Source organism: Herbiconiux sp. VKM Ac-2851 (assembly GCF_013205105.1).
Lineage (GTDB): Bacteria > Actinomycetota > Actinomycetes > Actinomycetales > Microbacteriaceae > Herbiconiux > Herbiconiux flava.
This window is the reverse complement of the sequence record NZ_JABMLJ010000003.1, coordinates 159,970-177,592: the sequence shown is the minus strand read 5'-3', so window position 1 is coordinate 177,592 and position 17,623 is coordinate 159,970. Positions and strand designations below refer to the sequence as shown.

The window sequence follows — 17,623 nt, the reverse complement described above, 5'->3', positions numbered from 1 at the left end:
GTCTGCCGCCTCCCCCTCCGCTCCCGCCACCGCCACCGCCGTCGAGACCGCAATGACGATGGAGCTGGTCGGTCAGGGGTACAGCGGTGGTGCGTCCTCGTCGTCGTACGGGGGCGCCTCGTCGTAGATCGCGTCGGGTGGCACGTCGTCGAACGGCGGCACGTCGTCGAAGGGGGGCTCGGCGGCGGCCGTGAAGCGCGATGCACCGGGTCGACGGTTGCCGTCGCGCCGCGCGCCGGCGGTGGAGCGGCCTCGACCGCCCGAGCCGCGCGCGCCAGCGCCGGAACCCGTGGCCGTGCCGCCCGCCCGGCGGGCCGCGAAGGAGCCGGCAGCCGGCGGTACGTCACCGTCGGCGTCAGCGGAGGCCGACGAGTCGGCGTCGGGGGCGGGGAGAGAGGACGGGTCGAAGGTGCCGGCCGTGACGACCTCGACGAGGCCCGCGCCGTAGGACTCGCGCTTGCGGTCGCCGATGCCCGCGATGCCCTCGAGGGCCGAGACCGTGCCGGGGCGCAAGGAGGCGACGGCCGCCAGCGTGGCGTCGTGGAACACCACATAGGCCGGCACGCCCTGCTGCTTCGCCGTGGCCGCGCGCCACGCGCGCAATTCCTCGAAGAGCGTCGCGTCAGCCTCGTTGAGGTCGTCTTTCGCCGCCGAACGGCTGCCGCCGCGCGACGATCCCGAACCCGAGCTCGAGCCGCCGCGGGTCGCGACGCGCTCCGGCTCCTTGCGCAGCTGGACGGTGCGCGAGCCCGAGAGCACTGCCGCGCTGTCGGCCGTGATGACGAGCGTGCCGTACCCGTCGTCGTTCACCGCGAGCAGCCCTTGGGCGAGCAGCTGCCGCACGACCCCGCGCCACTGCTGCTCGCTCAGCTCGGTGCCGATGCCCCAGGTGCTCAGTTCGTCGTGCTTCCACTGACCCACCCTCTCGGTGCGCTTGCCACGCAGGATGTCGACCAGGTGGCCCGCCCCGAAGCGCTGGTTGCGCTCACGGTCGAGCCGCACGACGGTGGAGAGCAGCTTCTGGGCCGCCACCGTGCCGTCCCACGACTCGGGTGGCGTCAGGCAGGTGTCGCAGTTGCCGCAGGGCTCGCTCTTCTGGCCGAAGTAGCCGAGCAGGTTCTGCCGGCGGCAGCTCACGGTCTCGCAGAGCGCGAGCATCGCGTCGAGGTGCGCCGACAGCCGGCGCCGATGTGCGAGATCGCCCGGCGACTCGTCGATCATGCGCCGCTGCTGCACGACGTCGTTCAGCCCATACGCCATCCACGCGGTCGACGGCAGGCCGTCACGGCCCGCACGGCCGGTCTCCTGGTAGTACCCCTCGACCGATTTGGGCAGGTCGATGTGCGCCACGAACCGCACGTCGGGCTTGTCGATGCCCATGCCGAACGCGATGGTGGCGACGATCACGACGCCCTCGTCGCGGAGGAACCGCGCCTGCGTCTGCGCCCGCAGCCGCGAGTCGAGCCCCGCGTGGTAGGGCATGGCGTCGACACCGTTGGCTGCCAGGAACTGCGCCGTCTTCTCGACGGTGTTGCGCGACATCGCGTAGACGATGCCCGCGTCGCCCGAGTGCTCCGAGCGGATGAACGACAGCAGCTGCTTGCGCACCTCGACCTTGGGGTCGATGCGGTACTGGATGTTCGGCCGGTCGAAGCTCGCCACGAAGTGCTTCGCCTGCCCCATCGACAGCCGCTGCGTGATCTCTTTGTGGGTGGCCTCGGTGGCCGTCGCCGTGAGGGCGATGCGCGGAACGTCGGGCCAGCGCTCGGCCAGCTCGGCCAGCGCGAGGTAGTCGGGCCGGAAGTCGTGCCCCCACTGCGACACGCAGTGCGCCTCGTCGATCGCGAACAGCGCGATGTCGCCGCTCTCGAGGAACCGCTTCGTGCTCTCGCTCGACAGCCGCTCGGGCGCGACGTAGAGAAGGTCGAGATCGCCCGCCAGGTAGTCGCGCTCGACTCCGGCGCGCTCACTCGCATCTTGCGTCGAGTTGAGGAACGCCGCCTTCACACCGACGGCCTTCATGGCCTCGACCTGGTCGTGCATGAGCGCGATGAGCGGCGAGACGACCACGCCGGTGCCGTGCCGCACGAGCGACGGCACCTGGTAGCAGAGCGACTTGCCCGCGCCCGTGGGCATCAGGACCACGGCGTCGCCGCCCCCGATGACGTGATCGATGACCTCCGCCTGGTCGCCTCGGAACGAGTCGTACCCGAAGACCCGGCTGAGGGTCTCGAGAGCTGCGGATGCGGTGGTTTCGGTCACGGGTCGAGCCTAGTTCGCGGGGCTGACAGCGCGGTCGCCGGGGCGGGTCTGTGGAGAAGATCCGGAGTCGCCGCGATGGTGCAGGACGAGATGACGCGCGCCGAGGTGCGACGCGAGGATCAGCGGGCGCGCTGGAGCGGGCGCTCAGCGTGGCAGCGGCACCTCGAGCAGGCTGAAGCCCGCGGGGGGAGATGCGAGGGCCGAGTCGAGGTCTCCCCGGGTGGAGACGGTGCGGTACGACCATCCGAAAGCCTGCGCCAGGGCGGCGAGATCGACGTTCTGGGGCGTGAACATGACCCGGTCGAAGGGATCGCGCGCCGCGGTGCCGGCCACCTCGAGGCCGTCGAAGATGGTGCCGCCGCCGTCGTTGCCGACGACGAGCTGCACGCGGGGGCGCGGCTCGCCGGGCGGCACGTTCAGGCCGCCGGCGTCGTGCAGCAGGGTGACGTCGCCGAGCAGCACGCGAGTGGTGCCGGTGCGCCCGCCCGCCGCCGAGCCTTCGGTCGCGGCCAGGGCGATGCCGATCGCGGTGGAGACGGTGCCGTCGATCCCGGCGAGGCCGCGGTTCGCGTGCACGACGATCTTCTTGCCGCCGACCGCCGTGTCGACCTCGCGGATCAGCCGCGACGCCCCGAGCACCAGCCGGTCGTGCGGCCACGTGGCCCGCCAGACGGCGTCGGCCAGGAACCGGCGCGTGACCGGTGCCCGCAGCGCGGCGAGCTCGGCCTTGGCGTACTCGCGGGCGCCCGCCACGTCGGCCGAGCCGCCCGGGATGATCAGGGGCGCGGCGACGTCGTCGGCCGCCGACTGCTCCTCCAGAAGCTCGCGCCCGGCGAAGACCCACTGGCCCGTCCAGGCCCGGGCTGCGCGGTCGCTGCGGTCGTCGGGGTCGGCGGTGATGTCGTCGACGACGATGGTCTCCGGATGCGGGACCACCGCCTCACCGTGACCCCGCACCACGATCGTCTGAACGTCGTCGCGGGCGAGGAGGGCGGGCACCTGGCGGCTGAGGGTGGGATGTCCGAACACGACGGCGCGCTCGACCCGGCCGCCGAAGTCGGGGTGGTCGAGCAGGGTGCGGTAGGCGCTGACGAGGTTCGGGCCGAAGCGGGCGCCGCTCGACACCTCGGCGATCAGCGGCAGGCCGGCGTGCAGGGCGAAGGCATTGGCGCGCTCGCCGGCGTCGGCTCCGGCGATGACCAGGGTGCGGGGGCCGCGGTCGAGGTGGAGGGTGCGGGGCGCTGCCGACGCGGGTGCGACCGCGCCGCCCGGGTGGTCGGATGCGGCAGCCGGGTCGTCCTCGACCGTGGCCTCCTCCGGGAGCACGTCGCCCGAGAGCGGCTCGACGAACTGCAGATTGAGGTGCACCGGTCCGGCGCCGATCATCGTCGATTCGTCACCAGCCCGCTGTGAGTCGTCGTTACAGGGCGCGGGAGTGGCCGGCGCGGGAGTGGCCAGGGCGGCCGACAGGGCGCGGGCGGCGAGGGCTCGGGCATCCGGGAGCCGGGTGAGGGTGGGTGGGGCGACGTCGAGTTCGAGACGGGTGAAGCGGCCGAACAGGCCCGGCTGCCAGGTGGTCTGGTTCGAGCCGGTGCCGCGGAGGTGCGCCGGGCGGTCGCCGCTCAGCACGATCATCGGAACGCCAGAGTGGCTCGCCTCGACGACGGCGGGGAGGAGGTTGGCGACCGCGGTGCCGGAGGTGGTGACGACCAGCGCCGGGAGGCCCGACTCCCGGGCGAGGCCGAGCGCCGTGAACGCTGCCGCCCGTTCGTCGATGCGGACGTGGAGGGCGATGCGGCCGCGGGTCTCCGCGTCGGCGAGTGCGAGAGCGAGGGCCTGCGAACGGGATCCGGGCGAGACGACCGCGTGGCGCACGCCGAGGTCGACGAACGCGTCGACGAGCCGGTGGGCGAAGGTCGCCGCGGGGCTGACGGTCACCGTTCGGCGCGGGGGTTGTCCTGCTCGTCGTCGGTCTCGGCGAGGCGGCGCTCGAGGTCGCGGAGGTGCTCGTCGTCGTCGGGATCGCGAACAGGGCGGATGGTGCCGAGGAAGTCGGGGTCGTCGTCGGGCCCCATCGCCCGGACGGGTGGGGTGTTCGACCGGCGCCCGCGGCCGATGACCAGCCAGAGGATGCCGCCGATCGGCGTGAACAGGATGATGATGAAGACCCAGGCGATGCGGGGAAGAGCTTTCACGCGCGACTTCGGCACCATCAGGCAGTCGACGAGGGCGTACACGGTGAATGCCACGACCACGATGACGAGGGCTAGGAGTACGCGAGCCATGTCGTAACTGTACCCCCGGGATCCGGGAGCGGACTGCGTGTTCGTCGTGCGCTGGAGGTGGGATTCCCAGGGTCGGCCGGGCGGCCGTCGGAGCGGGTTCTACTGGGTGGTCGGCGCGGGGTTGACCGGGTGGTCGGCGGCGGATCGGCCGGGCGGTCGCCGGCGGTCGGGGCGGGTCATCGGCGGCCGTCGGGCCGGGTGCGGCGCGGGCTGTCGAGCAGGCGGTCAGGATGCCCGTTCTAGACTCGGGGTGTGAATCCTGGACGTACGTGGCTCGTGTACACCCTCATCCGTGTGGGGATCTTCGCCGTCGTGCTCACCGTCCTCTACCTGCTTCGCATCGAGCCGTGGATCGCCGCCGTGATCGCCGCGATCATCTCGCTCTGCATCTCGATCATCTTCCTGCGGAAGCCGCGCGAAGAGGCCGCGCGCTCGCTCTACGAGGCCCGCCAGAACCGCGGACAAGCCGGCCGCCCGACTCCCGCCTCCGACCCCGGTGCAGCTCCGACCCGCAAGGCCGGCTCGACCGAGGACGAAGACGTCGAGGACAGCGCCGTCGACGGCACCGACCGCCGCACCCCGTGAGTGACGGCGGCTCGACTCACCCTCAGTAGGCGAACGACAGCCCGAGGCCCACGCCGTAGAGCAGGCCGAAGAAGCTCGTGAGCTTCAGCACGGTGACGTACTCCTTGGGGGTGCGGGCGGTGAACATGATGATCGTCGCCGGCACCGTCAGCAGCAGGGTGAAGAACACCAGCCACGCCTTCGGGTAGATCAGCGCGAAGAAGGCCAGCACCACGTAGGCCACCAGCAGCCAGAACACGTACAGGATGCGCGAGGCGGTGCGCCCGATCAGCACCGCCAGCGTGCGCTTCTTCACGAGGCGGTCCTGGTCGATGTCGCGGATGTTGTTGGCCATCAGCACGGCGCACGCGATCGCCCCGGCGGCCACTCCGCCGAGCCAGCCCTCGAAGTTGACGTCGCCCGCGAGGATGAAGGTCGTGCCCGCCGTCGCGACGATGCCGAAGAAGGCGAAGACGAAGATCTCGCCGAGGCCGTAGTAGCCGTAGGGGTGCTTGCCGCCGGTGTAGAACCAGCCCGCGGCGATGGCGGCGGCACCCACGGCGAGCAGCCACCAGTGGCCGGTGATGATCACGATGGCGAGCCCGGAGGCCGCGGCCAGCCCGAAGAACACCAGGGCCACCACGAGCACGCGCTTCGCCGGCACGAGGCCGGACCCCGTGAGGCGGGGCGGCCCGACGCGCACGTCGTCGGTGCCGCGCACGCCGTCGGAGTAGTCGTTGGCGTAGTTGACGCCGATCTGCAGGAAGATCGCGACGAGCAGGCAGAGCGCGACGAGGGTCTTCGAGATGTCGAAGTCGCTCGCCACCATGCCGGCGCCGGTTCCGATGGCGACGGGGGCGACGCCGAGCGTCAGCGTGCGGATGCGCGCCCCGGCGATCCACGCACCGGCCGCCGACCGCGGGCCGGCCGGCCGCGCGGCAGGTGCGCGCCCTGGTGCAGGGCGGGCGCCGTTTCGTGGCGCGGCGGTGCGGGCGGGGTGGCCGGAAGGGCGCTTCTTCGTCTTGGACATCGGGGCTGATTCTATTCTCGTGGCGCGGCGTCGTCTGGGAGCGGAGCGTGAGCGACCTCATCGGCGACCTCGCCGGCAGCCTCGCCGGCCGCGGGCGTCCCGCCTCCGGCCGTCCGCGCCGACCGGGAGTCGGGGACCGACGGGGCGACGTGGGACGCACCGGGGGTCGGCGGGGCAACACCGGAGGCAGCGGGGGCTGGAGGGGCGATGCCGGGCGCACCGGGGGCCGGCGGGGCGACGCCGGAGGCACCGGGGGCCGGCGGGGCGATGCGGGAGGCGCCGGGGGTCGGCGGGGCGACGCCGGGGGCGCCGGCCGCGACGAGGCGTTCGATGAGGAGGCGGTCGGGTTTGCCCGAGGAGAGGCGGGGCAGGGCGCGGACGTGGACGAGGGCCGCTGGGGCGGACGCTCGGCCGGCCTCGGCGACGACGGCTTCGCGGAGGTGGTCGAGGCGCGGGCCCGAGAGCTCGACGACCGGGGCGTCGGTCGAGGGGTCTTCAGTCACGACTACGCCGACCTGGCCCCAGCGTTCGCTGTCTCGCGGGACGACGACGGCCTGCTCGAGGCCCGGCTGGGACTGCACGAGCCGTTCGACGCGGCCGAGCGAGACCTTGATGCCGCCCGAGATGATGAGGTCGTCGAGGCGACCGGTGACCGTGACGAGACCGTCGACCACCGTGCCGGCGTCGCTCGTGCGGTACCAGCGGTGGCCCTCGTCGCTGTGGAAGCGGGCCGCCGTGAGCTCGGCGTCGCCGAGGTAGCCCTCCGCCAGCGACGGGCCGGCGATCTCGAGCTCGCCCGCGGCGAGACGCACGACGGTGCGGCCGATCGGCTGTCCGTCGTAGACGCAGCCGCCGGCGGTCTCGCTCGCGCCGTACGTGCGCACGACGGCGAAGCCGAGGTCGAGCGCCCGCTCGCGCAGCGGATCGGGCAGGGCCTGGCCGCCGATCAGGATGGCGTCGAAGCGCGCGACCGCTCGCCGGATGTCGCGGTCGGCCTCGGCCGCATCGACAAGCCGGGCCAACTGGGCCGGCACCAGCGAGCTGAAGCGGAGTGGCAGCTTGAGCCGCCCGGCGAGGGCGGCGAAGGCCTCGGGCGAGAAGTGTCCGGGTGGATGCACGACCGGCTCCGACCCGGCGGCGATCGAGCGCACCAGCACCTGCACCCCGGCCACGTAGTGGGTCGGCAGCGCGAGCAGCCACTGCCCGGGCCCGCCGAGCGCCTGCTCCGACGCGGCCGCCGAGGCGAGCAGAGCATCCGCACTCAACGCCACGCGCTTGGGCATCCCCGTCGAGCCCGACGTCTCGATCACGAGCGCCACCGCCTTCGGCACCTCACTGGGCAGCGGCACGGCGGCCCCCGCGCCGGCATCGCCGAGTGGAGCAGTGTTCTCCGTCGATAAGCCCACCGCACCCCGCGACCCGTCACCCGCCTCGCGCGGAAGAAGCGCCGGGCCGTCGTTCGACAGCGCCTCACGCAGACGTGCGGAGAGCTCGGGAGCGGACAAACCGCTGACGACCTCGAGCGGCCGCGTCATCGGCCGGTCCCGAGCTGGTGCGTGGGGTGGGTGGGGGGCGGCATCAGTAGTGGTACGGGAAGGCCGACCAGTCGGGCGCCCTCTTCTCGAGGAAGGAGTCGCGGCCCTCGACCGCCTCGTCGCTGCCGTAGGCGAGGCGGGTGGCCTCGCCCGCGAAGATCTGCTGGCCGACGAGGCCGTCGTCGACGGCGTTGAACGCGTACTTCAGCATGCGGATGGCCGTCGGCGACTTGCCGAGGATGATGCGCGCCCAGGCCAGCGCCTCGCCCTCGAGCTCGGCGTGCGGCACGACCTTGTTCACGGCGCCCATCTCGTAGGCCCGCTGCGCGCTGTACTCCTCGGCCAGGAAGAACACCTCGCGGGCGAGCTTCTGACCGATCTGGCGAGCGTAGTAGGCGCTGCCGTAGCCGGCGTCGAAGGAGCCGACGTCGGCGTCGGTCTGCTTGAAGCGGCCGTGCTCGGCGCTCGCGATGGTGAGGTCGCAGACCGCGTGCAGCGAGTGGCCGCCGCCCGCCGCCCAGCCCGGGACGACCGCGATGACGACCTTGGGCATGAAGCGGATGAGCCGCTGCACCTCGAGGATGTGCAGACGGCCCGCCCGCGCGGGATCGATGCCCGCCGCAGTCTCCTCGTCGGAGTACTTATAGCCGTCGCGACCACGGATGCGCTGGTCGCCGCCGCTGCAGAACGCCCAGCCGCCGTCACGCGGGCTCGGCCCGTTGCCCGTGAGCAGCACCACGCCCACCCGCGGGTTCTGCCGGGCGTCGTCGAGCGCGCTGTAGAGCTCGTCGACCGTCTTCGGCCGGAACGCGTTGCGCACCTCGGGCCGGTTGAAGGCGATGCGCGCCACCTGCCCCTCGGTGTCGAGGTGGTAGGTGATGTCGGTGAAGCCCTCGGAACCCGGGGCGACGACCCACGCTGACGGGTCGAAGATGTCGGAGACGGTGCTCTGGTCGGTCATGCTGCAAGGCTACGCGGCTCAGCCCGCGCCGCTCCTCGGACGGTGCAGTTGTGGAGAATCGGGGCGCGTGAGCGTTTGTGGAGAACGAACGGGTGGTCGAGGATTGTGCTGTGGATGACATCGAGGACGATTCGACCCTGCCCGAGCTCAGCGACCTCCTCGAGCGGATGCACGTGGTGGCGATCCCGCTGAACACCCGCTTCCGCGGCCAGACCGTCCGCGAGCTCGCCCTGTTCGAGGGCCCCCGCGGCTGGACCGAGTTCTCCCCCTTCCCCGAGTACGGCGACGCCGAGGCCAGCACGTGGCTGCGGGCTGCGGTCGACTTCGGCTGGAACGAGGTGCCTGCCGGAGTGACGGGGCGCACGAGCATCCGCGTCAATGCGACGCTGCCGGCGGTGCCCGCCGAGCAGGTCGAGGAGGTGCTGGCCCGGTACGACGGCTGCCGCACCGTCAAGGTCAAGGTCGCCGAACGCGGCCAGACACTCGAGGACGACGTCGCGCGGGTTCGGCGGGCCCGCGAGATCGTGGGCCCCGAGGGGCGGGTGCGCATCGACGCCAACGGCGGCTGGAACGTCGACGAGGCCGAGCACGCCATCCGCACCCTGGCCGAGTTCGATCTCGAGTACGTCGAGCAGCCGTGCGCGAGCGTCGAGGAGCTGGTCGAGATCCGCGAGCGGGTCGGTGAGTCGCTCGGCATCGCGATCGCGGCCGATGAGAGCGTCCGCAAGGCGGAGGATCCGATCGCGGTCGCGCGGGCGGGCGCAGCCGACCTCATCGTGATCAAGGCGCAGCCGCTCGGCGGGGTGGCCCGCGCGCTGCGGATAGTCGCCGAGGCGGGGCTGCCCGCCGTGGTCTCGTCGGCCCTGGAGAGCTCGGTCGGCATCGCGATGGGGGCGCATCTCGCGGCCGCCCTGCCCGAGCTCGACTACGACTGCGGCCTGGCCACCGTCGACCTCTTCACGGGCGATGTCGTGCCGCCGGGCGAGAGTCTCGTTCCCCGCGGCGGCACGATCCCGGTCGAGCGCCCCCGCGTCGACCCCGCGCTGCTCGTCGAGCACCGAGCGACGGATGCCCGCCGGCAGTGGTGGGCCGATCGCGTCACCCGCACCCACGCCCACCTCGCCCGCTGACCGTCATCCAGTCGGCAACGCCGAGGGCAGCCGCACCGACGCGATCAGCCGATCACAGCCCCGAGTAGGCGTGCAGCCCCTTGAAGAAGACGTTGACCACGCCGAAGTTGAAGAGAACGGCTGAGAAGCCGACGATGGCGAGCCACGCCGAACGGGAGCCGCGCCAGCCGCGGGTCGCGCGGGCGTGGATGTAGCCGGCGTAGATCACCCAGATGATGAAGGTCCAGACCTCCTTGGTGTCCCACCCCCAGTAGCGGCCCCAGGCGCGCTCGGCCCAGATGGCGCCGGCGATGAGAGTGAAGGTCCAGAAGACGAAACCGACGATGTTGACGCGGTAGGCCAGGCGCTCGAGGGTCTCGGCATCGGGCAGGGTCTTGAGGAAGCGCAGGCGCAGCGTGGTGGCGAGGCGGGAGACAGAGTCGCCCTTGGTCTGCAGCAGCTGGATGACCGACAGCGCTCCGCCCAGGGCGAAGAACGCCGTGCCGAGAATGGCCACCAGCACGTGGATGACGAGCCACGCCGACTGCAGTGCCGGCGGCAGCGGAGCCACGCTGACGTAGTAGTTGACGGCGCTGACGCCGAGCAGGATCAGCACGAGGCCGGTGACGAAGGTGCCGAGGAAGCGCAGGTCTTCACGCAGCAGCACGACGAGGAAGACGGCGACGATCAGCAGCGTTCCGGTGATCGAGAACTCGTACATGTTCGCCCACGGCACCCGCGAGGCCGCGACGCCCCGGAGGATGACGCCGGCGAGCTGCACGACGAAGGCGAGGATCGTGAACGAGACGCCGAGACGCAGCGCGATCGAGCGGCGGCCGGCGGCGTCGACACCGGCGAGCGACACCAGGGAGGAGTCGGGATCGGGGTCGGAAGAACCCCGCACGGGGCGGGCGGACGACGTGCCCCCGACGGTCGCCAACTCGGGCATCACCGTGGCGGACGCGGTCGACGCGGCGGCCGTCGTCGAGGCTCCCACGGCCGACTTCACCGTCGAGGAGCGGCGAGCGAGATCGAGCGCGAACGCGATGAACGCGAGCGCGTACACGGCCATGGCCGAGTAGATGAGGATGATCGAGATCTCGTCGAGGGTTTGCGTCACGGTAGAAGCCTAAGCCTTGGTATCGGGGGGTGTGCCGGGAGTCGGCGAGCCTGTGGACGGAGCGTCCTCCACCGGAGCACTGCCGGCGTGCTTGTCGGCCAGCGCCGCCACCGCCTCCACCAGCCGCGGGTCGTCCCCGCGCGCCAGCCCGGCGTACTCCACGTGCACCGATCCGTCCGCCCGCGAGGTCGCCTTGACCCACAGCCGCCGCCGCGGGATGAACAGCGACGTGAGCAGCCCGGCCAGCACGAGGAGGGCGAACAGCAGCACCCATCCCTGCGTCGCGTCGTGGTGCACGTCGAAGGAGGCGAAGCGCTTGACGCCGTCGAGCGAGACGGTGCCGAGGCCGTTCGGCAGCTCGGCGGTGTCGCCGGGCTTCAGCTCGATCGAGTCGACGCCGGTGGCGCCGCCCGTGAGCTGGTTCATCGTGTCGGTGTCGAGCGAGTAGACCGACGCCGGGACGCCGTCGTTCAATCCGAGGTCGCCGTCGTAGACGTTGAGCGTCAGCACCGGGTACTGCAGGTCGGGGAACGAGGAGAAGTAGACACCGGACTGCGCCTCGGACTGGGTCGGGTAGAAGAACCCGATCATGCCCACCTGCTCGGGCAGGCCATCCGGAACCTTGACCACGCCGAGCGAGGTGAGGTTCGCATCCTGCGGCAGGAAGGGCACCGAGTCGGTGAATACGACATCGCCCGCCGGGTTCCGCACCGTGATCGTCGGGGCGTAGCCGTTGCCGAGCAGGTAGACGTCGGTGCCGCCGATCTTCAGCGGGTCGTTCACCTTGATGTCCGCGTCGGAGACCGAGCCGTCGGCGTCGGTGGTGGTGACGGCGGCCGTGTAGTCCAGCGGCTGGCCGAAGGCCTTGAGCGACTGCGTCTCGTAGGTGGCCGAGAACGAGTCGAGGGTGATCTGGTACGGCGAGAGCGCCCCGTCGCTGAAGAAGCGGCCCGGGTTGAACGAGTCGTAGGCGAGCAGGGTGTTGACGAAGGTCTGCCCCTCGACCACCACGCGCTGGCCCTGGTAGCCGAACCCGCCGCCGATGCCCACGGCCAGAAGGATGCCGACGAGCGCCGAGTGGAACACCAGGTTGCCGGTCTCACGCAGGTAGCCGCGCTCGGCCGACACCGAGGCGGTCTCGAGTCCCGTGGCCCGGTCGAAGCCGGTGAAGACGACGGTGCGGTAGCGCTGCCGCTTCAGCAGCGTGCGAGCCGAGTCGACGACGGAGGCAGCGGAGGCGGCGGAGGCGGCCGAGGCGGTCGAAGCAGCCGAGCCGGCCGGAGCGGCAGAAGCCGGCACCTCCCGCGTCGTGAACCCCGCCAGCCGCGACAGCCGCGCGGGTGTGCGCGGCGGCTTCGCCCGCAGCGCGTCGAAGTGGTGCTTCGTGCGCGGGATGATGCAGCCGATCAGAGAGACGAACAGCAGCAGGTAGATCGACGAGAACCAGACCGAGGTGTAGACGTCGAAGGCCTGAATCTTGTCGAGCACCGGCGCGAGGTCGGGGTTGTCGACGAAGTACTGAGTGACGCCGTTGGGGTCCGCCGCGCGCTGCGGCACGAGGGAGCCCGGCACCGCGGCGAGGGCGAGCAGGAGCAGCAGGAACAGGGCCGTGCGCATGCTCGTGAGCTGCCGCCAGAACCACCGCAGGTACCCGACGAAGCCCAGCTTGGGCATGGTGATGTCGTCGGAACCGGAACCGGAACCGTCGGGCGCAGGCCGTCGCGCGGGGTCGGGAGAGTCGATGTGATCAGATGGACGGGACAAAACCGGAGATCACCGCCTGGAGCTCGTAGATCCATAGCGACCAGAGCCCGGTCACCATCAGCAGGCCGATGACGACCAGCAGCACGCCGCCCACGATGTTGATCGTGCGGATATGCCGCTTGAGGAATGCGACCGACCCGGTGACCCAATTGAGCCCCAGGGCCACCAGCAGGAACGGCACGCCGAGGCCGATGCAGTAGAAGAAGCCGAGCAGCAGGCCGTTCCAGGCCGAGCCGCTGGTGAGGCTGAGCGCCTGGATGGCTCCGAGGGTCGGGCCGATGCAGGGCGTCCAGCCGAGGCCGAACACGATGCCGAGCACCGGAGCGCCCGCGAGGCCGGTCGCCGGGCGGAACGCCGGCTTCAGCGTGCGCTGCAGGAAGCTGAACTGCCCGATGAAGACAAGTCCGAGCGCGATCACGACGACGCCCATGATGCGGGTGATCAGGTCCTGCCAGCGGAACAGCCAGGTGCCGAGCGCTCCGAACGCGGCCGAGTAGGCGAGGAAGACGAGCGAGAAGCCCAACACGAAGAGCGAGATGCCGAGGAGCATGCGCCGCCGCGCATCCTTCGCCGCCTTGCGCGCCTCGACCTGCGAGGTCGAACCCGACGCCGGCGACGGGATGCCCGCGATACCGCTCACATATCCGAGGTACCCCGGCACGAGCGGCAGCACGCACGGCGACGCGAACGACACCAGCCCCGCGAGCAGGGCGATCGGGATGGCGAGCAGCAGCTGTCCGCTCAGGACGATCTCGGCGAAGGGATTGTTCACGTCAGCCGGCAGCCGGGGTGGACGACGGGGACGAGGTCGCACCGGGCTCGGGCAGCGCGCCGAGGCTCGTCTTGATCAGCGTGTCGAGGATGGCCGGCTCGCTCACCCGGCCCAGGATGCGCGCCGCCACGCGACCCTCGGTGTCGAGCACGAGCGTGGTCGGCACCGCGTTCGGCGCCACCGTTCCGGCGAAGGCGTACTGCAGCGCTCCGTCGGTGTCGACGATGGAGGGGTAGGTGACGCCGTAGTTCTCGGCGAAGGAGCGAGCGGTGGCCGCCTGGTCGCGCACGTTGACACCCAGGAAGGAGGCACCGGTGCCCGCGTACTCGGTGTTCAGCTTCTCGAGGTCGGGCGCTTCGGCGCGGCACGGGGCGCAGCCGGCGTACCAGAAGTTCAGAACGAGCACCTGGCCGGCGTAGTCGGCCGAGCTGACGGGGTCGCCGTTCTCGTCGGTTCCCTCGAACGCGATCGGCTCGCCGCGATCGGCCTCGTTCACCTCGGTGACGGTGCCGTCGCCGGAGATGTAGCCCTTGCCGCTGCCCTCGAGGTACTGCTCGGCCAGGGGGTCGTTCGAGCATCCGGCCAGCAGCAGGGCGACCAGCGCCAGCCCGGCGGCGACGCCGACGCGAGCGCGCGAGCGGGAAGAACGGGACGTGACCGTCATACCGCCCCCACGTCGGTGGCCTCGGCCTGCAGCCCGGCGGCGGGATCGCTGTAACCGACTTCGACCAGCTTCCCGTCGCGCAGCTCGAAGCTCGTGATGCTCGACAGGGAGCAGCGGCGTTTGCGGGGGTCGTGCGGGAGGGATTCGCCCACGATGGAGCGGTGCGCCATCCAGATCGGGAGCTGGTGGCTGACCATCACGACGTCGCCCGCCTCGCCGGATGCCTCGGCTGCGGTGTGCGCGTCGGTCATGGCCGCGCGCATCCGCCCCGCTATCGAGGTGAAGTGCTCGCCCCAGGCCGGCAGCCACGGGTTCCAGAGGAAGCGCCACATGCGGGGGTCGCGGAGCGCGCCGCCCTTGCCCTCCATGCGCCGGCCCTCGAAGGCGTTGGTGGGCTCGATGATGCGGTCTTCGATCGAGGGCTCGAGCCCGAGGGCCTCGGCGATGGGACGACCGGATTCGCGCGCCCGCTGCAGAGGAGAGGTGTAGAGAGCGGCGATCGGCCGGTCGCGGGCGACGATGTCGGCCGCGGCCGCTGCCGCCATGCGGTGGCCCAGTTCGGAGAGGCCGAAGCCCGGGATGCGGCCGTAGAGCACGCCGCTCGGGTTGAAGACTTCTCCGTGGCGGACGAGGTGGATCTGGCGGGCGGGCACCCGTCAAGTCTACGAGCGCCCCACCCGAGCTTTTGCCGAGAACGAGCAGCCCGACGATTGTGTAGGCGCGCTACATGAGACGTGTAGAACTATGAGATTGTGCTGAACAGTTTTCAGCGCTGAAATAGGAGACAGAAAGGCTTACTCATGACTCTCATCACGCTCTCCGCATTCGCTCTCGTCTCCCTCGCCGGCATCGTCGCCACCGTCCGTGCCATCGGCATCGACGGCTACCACCGCGTGCCCACCCGCAAGGCCTGACGCAGCAGTCCACCTCTAGACCCTGAGCAGCCGGGCGTGCAGTCCCGCCGCTCAGTCCGAGCCCGCCGGCGTGCAGTCCGGTCCGCTCGGTCCTGCGCCGCCGCCGGCCCTCGTGCGCCGCGGCGGCGCAGGTAGACTTCTCTACCGTGACCGAACCCGTGAGCGCCTCAACCCGCACCCTCGTCAAGAACCTCTCCGCCCTCGACGACGGCCCCGTGACCGTCTCCGGGTGGGTCGACACCGTTCGCGATCAGAAGAAGGTGCAGTTCGTCGTGCTGCGCGACGAGTCGGGCGCCGTTCAGCTCGTGAACCCGCGCACCGACGACACCGTCGAGGTCGCCGAGACCATCTCCGGCCTCGCCCAGGGCTCCTTCATCACCGTCACGGGCGAGCTGAAGCACGACGAGCGCGTGAAGCTCGGCGGCATCGAGGTCAAGCTCGCGACCCTCGAGGTCGTCACCGCCGCCATCCCCGAGACGCCGATCGCGGCCGACTCGGGCATCGACAAGCGCATGGACTGGCGCTTCCTCGACCTGCGCCGCCCCGAGCAGAACCTCGTCTTCCGCGTGCAGACCACGCTCGAGCACGCCTGGCGCACCTACTGGGTCGAGCATGACTTCATCGAGATCCACACCCCGAAGCTCATGGCCTCGGCCAGCGAGTCGCGCGCCGAGCTGTTCGAGGTCGAGTACTTCGAGACCAAGGCCTATCTCTCGCAGAGCCCGCAGTTCTTCAAGCAGATGGCGCAGCCGGCCGGCTTCGGCAAGGTCTTCGAGGTCGGGCCCGCGTTCCGCGCCGACCCCAGCTTCACCAGCCGTCACGCCACCGAGTTCACGAGCGTCGACGCCGAGATCTCCTGGATCGACTCGCACGAAGACGTCATGCAGCTCCACGAGGAGCTCATGGTCGCGGGCCTGCGCGCCGTGAAGGAGAAGCACGGCGAGGAGATCAAGGCCCTCTTCGACGTCGACATCGAGGTGCCGACCCACCCGTTCCCGCGCATCCCGCTCGCCGAGGCGAAGGAGATCGTGGCCTCACGCGGCTACGTCGTGCCCCGTGAGGACGACGACATGGACCCGGAGGGCGAGCGCCAGATCGCGGCCTACGTCAAGGAGACCTACGGCCACGACTTCGTCTTCCTCACCGACTACGCCGCGAGCATCCGCCCGTTCTACCACATGCGCAATGCGGGCGACGAGACGATCACGAACAGCTACGACCTCGTCTACAACGGCGTCGAGATCTCGACCGGCGCGCAGCGCGAGCACCGCGTCGAGGTGCTGATCGAGCAGGCGAAGGAGAAGGGGCTCGACCCCGAGGAGCTCGGCTTCTACCTCGACTTCTTCCGCTACGGGGTGCCGCCGCACGGCGGGTTCGGCATGGGCCTCTCGCGCGTGCTGATGCTCATGCTGCACCAGACGAACCTGCGCGAGGTCGTCTACCTGTTCCGCGGCCCGACGCGGCTCACGCCGTAGGGCGCGCCGGCCGACGTCGAGGGTGCCGCGAGCGCGTAGCGCACGTGCGGCACCAGCGGTGAGCCGGCCGGCACGCGTGGGCTGTCGAAGTGCTCGACCGAAACCATGCCGAGCCGGCGCATGACCGCCTGCGAGCGCTCGTTGACCACCGCGGTGACCGAGCTCACCTCGTCGAGCCCCAGCGTGTCGAAGGCGACGCGGATGCTCGCCCGCGCCGCCTCGGTCGCATACCCCGCGCCCCAGAACGCCCGCGCCAGCCGCCAGCCGACCTCGACCCCGCCGAAGCCGTCGGGCATCGGCGCGAGGCCGGTGAAGCCGAGGAACTCCCGCGACTCCCGCAGCTCGAGCGCCCAGAGTCCGAACCCATGCTCCTCGAACGAGGCGTCGGCGCGTGATGCGAGCGCGTCGCTCTCGGACTGCGTGAGGGGCGCCGGGAAGTAGCGCATCACCTCGGGGTCCGCGTTCATCGCGGCGAAGGGTGGCCGATCATCCGGGAGCCATCTCCGGAGCAGCAGCCGTTCCGTGCGAACCTCGAAGGGCGAGTGCGAGGGTGTGCGACCGGCGCTCACAGCTCGAAGTCGACGGCCGCCCGCTGCGCGACGAGCGCCTTGATCTGCGGCACCACGGCCTGGTGCGCCGGATGAACCTGGTACGCATCGAGATCGGCGAGCGTCTCGAAGTCCGCGACCAGCACGACGTCCCAGTTCGACTCGAAGTAGGCCATGTTCGGCCCGACGGTGAGCGACGAGATCGACGGCACGAGCGGCGGCAGCGACGCCAGCAGCCGGGTGATCTCGGCGGCGGCCGCGGCGGCCTCCGCGGGCTCGGTGGCGGCGACCTTCCAGGCGACGACGTGGCGGATCATTCGGAGGCCTCCAGGAGAGCGGTGCGGAGGCGGGCCGGCTCGACCCGCCAGATGGTGTGGACGCGACCCTCGATCATCACGACCGGGATCTCCTCGGCGAACTCGTCCCTCAGCGCCGGGTTGTCGAGGATCGACAGCTCGGTCACCTCGACCTCGACCGCGGGGGCCAGCGAGCCGATGACCTCGCGCACCACGGCACGGGCGTCGTCGCAGAGGTGACACCCCGGCTTGGCGATGAAGGTGAGGGAGACGGCGGCCACGCCCCAAGCCTAGGCGTTCCGCCGTCTCCCCCGAGAGGCACGA

At 71.2% G+C, this 17,623-nt stretch carries 16 protein-coding genes and 1 pseudogene; 3 read left to right on the top strand and 14 right to left on the bottom strand.

Annotated elements, in window-relative coordinates; translation table 11 throughout:
- Positions 1 to 417: 417 nt before the first annotated feature.
- The 3 genes and pseudogenes from recQ to HQQ85_RS21095 form a co-directional block, all read right to left on the bottom strand.
- A pseudogene (gene recQ, locus HQQ85_RS13790) lies at positions 418 to 2,262 on the bottom strand (DNA helicase RecQ); the annotation flags it as partial.
- A gap of 144 nt (positions 2,263 to 2,406) precedes the next feature.
- Positions 2,407 to 4,200: a 2-succinyl-5-enolpyruvyl-6-hydroxy-3-cyclohexene-1-carboxylic-acid synthase gene (gene menD / locus HQQ85_RS13785; protein WP_173183120.1), complete on the bottom strand. Its 1,794-nt coding sequence runs from the start codon at positions 4,198 to 4,200 to the stop codon at positions 2,407 to 2,409.
- Positions 4,197 to 4,547, bottom strand: a complete 351-nt coding sequence (locus tag HQQ85_RS21095; RefSeq protein WP_173183119.1) for a PLD nuclease N-terminal domain-containing protein — start codon at positions 4,545 to 4,547, stop codon at positions 4,197 to 4,199. The genes menD and HQQ85_RS21095 overlap by 4 nt, the downstream gene beginning before the upstream one ends.
- Before the next feature lie 252 nt (positions 4,548 to 4,799).
- Between HQQ85_RS21095 and HQQ85_RS13775 the strand changes: the two genes are divergently transcribed.
- On the top strand, positions 4,800 to 5,132 hold the full coding sequence (locus HQQ85_RS13775; protein ID WP_173183118.1) for a DUF4229 domain-containing protein: 333 nt from the start codon (positions 4,800 to 4,802) through the stop codon (positions 5,130 to 5,132).
- 22 nt (positions 5,133 to 5,154) lie between these two features.
- On the opposite strand, the gene HQQ85_RS13770 is transcribed toward HQQ85_RS13775, so the two are convergent.
- The 3 genes from HQQ85_RS13770 to HQQ85_RS13760 are packed head-to-tail and all read right to left on the bottom strand — an operon-like array spanning position 5,155 to position 8,637.
- The gene (locus tag HQQ85_RS13770; protein WP_173183117.1) at positions 5,155 to 6,141 is read right to left on the bottom strand and encodes a 1,4-dihydroxy-2-naphthoate polyprenyltransferase; all 987 of its coding nucleotides are present in this window, start codon (positions 6,139 to 6,141) and stop codon (positions 5,155 to 5,157) included.
- 11 nt (positions 6,142 to 6,152) lie between these two features.
- On the bottom strand, positions 6,153 to 7,676 hold the full coding sequence (locus tag HQQ85_RS13765) for an AMP-binding protein (protein ID WP_173183116.1): 1,524 nt from the start codon (positions 7,674 to 7,676) through the stop codon (positions 6,153 to 6,155).
- 43 nt (positions 7,677 to 7,719) lie between these two features.
- The gene (locus HQQ85_RS13760; RefSeq protein ID WP_173183115.1) at positions 7,720 to 8,637 is read right to left on the bottom strand and encodes a 1,4-dihydroxy-2-naphthoyl-CoA synthase; all 918 of its coding nucleotides are present in this window, start codon (positions 8,635 to 8,637) and stop codon (positions 7,720 to 7,722) included.
- Positions 8,638 to 8,747: 110 nt separating this feature from the next.
- On the opposite strand from HQQ85_RS13760, the gene HQQ85_RS13755 reads away from it, so the two are divergent.
- The gene (locus HQQ85_RS13755) at positions 8,748 to 9,767 is read left to right on the top strand and encodes an o-succinylbenzoate synthase (RefSeq protein WP_371741906.1); all 1,020 of its coding nucleotides are present in this window, start codon (positions 8,748 to 8,750) and stop codon (positions 9,765 to 9,767) included.
- A gap of 52 nt (positions 9,768 to 9,819) precedes the next feature.
- Here the strand turns inward: HQQ85_RS13755 and ccsB are convergent, their stop codons facing one another.
- Genes ccsB through HQQ85_RS13730 form a run of 5 tightly spaced genes read right to left on the bottom strand, consistent with a single transcriptional unit; the run spans position 9,820 to position 14,719 of the window.
- Entirely contained in the window at positions 9,820 to 10,818 is a 999-nt protein-coding gene (gene ccsB / locus HQQ85_RS13750) for a c-type cytochrome biogenesis protein CcsB (RefSeq protein ID WP_173183910.1), read from the bottom strand.
- Between the two features lie 57 nt (positions 10,819 to 10,875).
- A complete protein-coding gene (locus HQQ85_RS13745) occupies positions 10,876 to 12,630 on the bottom strand; it encodes a cytochrome c biogenesis protein ResB (protein WP_254069464.1) in 1,755 nt (584 codons plus the stop codon).
- Positions 12,614 to 13,402: a cytochrome c biogenesis CcdA family protein gene (locus tag HQQ85_RS13740; protein WP_371741905.1), complete on the bottom strand. Its 789-nt coding sequence runs from the start codon at positions 13,400 to 13,402 to the stop codon at positions 12,614 to 12,616. The genes HQQ85_RS13745 and HQQ85_RS13740 overlap by 17 nt, the downstream gene beginning before the upstream one ends.
- Before the next feature lies 1 nt (position 13,403).
- Positions 13,404 to 14,066: a TlpA disulfide reductase family protein gene (locus HQQ85_RS13735; protein WP_173183113.1), complete on the bottom strand. Its 663-nt coding sequence runs from the start codon at positions 14,064 to 14,066 to the stop codon at positions 13,404 to 13,406.
- Entirely contained in the window at positions 14,063 to 14,719 is a 657-nt protein-coding gene (locus HQQ85_RS13730) for a histidine phosphatase family protein (protein ID WP_173183112.1), read from the bottom strand. The genes HQQ85_RS13735 and HQQ85_RS13730 overlap by 4 nt, the downstream gene beginning before the upstream one ends.
- Before the next feature lie 407 nt (positions 14,720 to 15,126).
- On the opposite strand from HQQ85_RS13730, the gene aspS reads away from it, so the two are divergent.
- On the top strand, positions 15,127 to 16,455 hold the full coding sequence (aspS, locus tag HQQ85_RS13725) for an aspartate--tRNA(Asn) ligase (protein ID WP_371741904.1): 1,329 nt from the start codon (positions 15,127 to 15,129) through the stop codon (positions 16,453 to 16,455).
- Here aspS and HQQ85_RS13720 read toward each other — a convergent pair.
- From HQQ85_RS13720 to HQQ85_RS13710, 3 genes are read right to left on the bottom strand one after another with little or no spacing between them, the layout of a single operon-like run.
- On the bottom strand, positions 16,419 to 17,024 hold the full coding sequence (locus HQQ85_RS13720; protein WP_371741903.1) for a GNAT family N-acetyltransferase: 606 nt from the start codon (positions 17,022 to 17,024) through the stop codon (positions 16,419 to 16,421). The two genes, aspS and HQQ85_RS13720, sit on opposite strands and share 37 nt — an antisense overlap.
- Entirely contained in the window at positions 17,021 to 17,320 is a 300-nt protein-coding gene (locus HQQ85_RS13715) for a Dabb family protein (RefSeq protein ID WP_173183111.1), read from the bottom strand. The genes HQQ85_RS13720 and HQQ85_RS13715 overlap by 4 nt, the downstream gene beginning before the upstream one ends.
- Positions 17,317 to 17,580 (bottom strand): glutaredoxin family protein, encoded by a 264-nt coding sequence (locus HQQ85_RS13710; RefSeq protein ID WP_173183110.1) that lies wholly within the window; start codon positions 17,578 to 17,580, stop codon positions 17,317 to 17,319. The genes HQQ85_RS13715 and HQQ85_RS13710 overlap by 4 nt, the downstream gene beginning before the upstream one ends.
- Positions 17,581 to 17,623 lie beyond the last annotated feature (43 nt).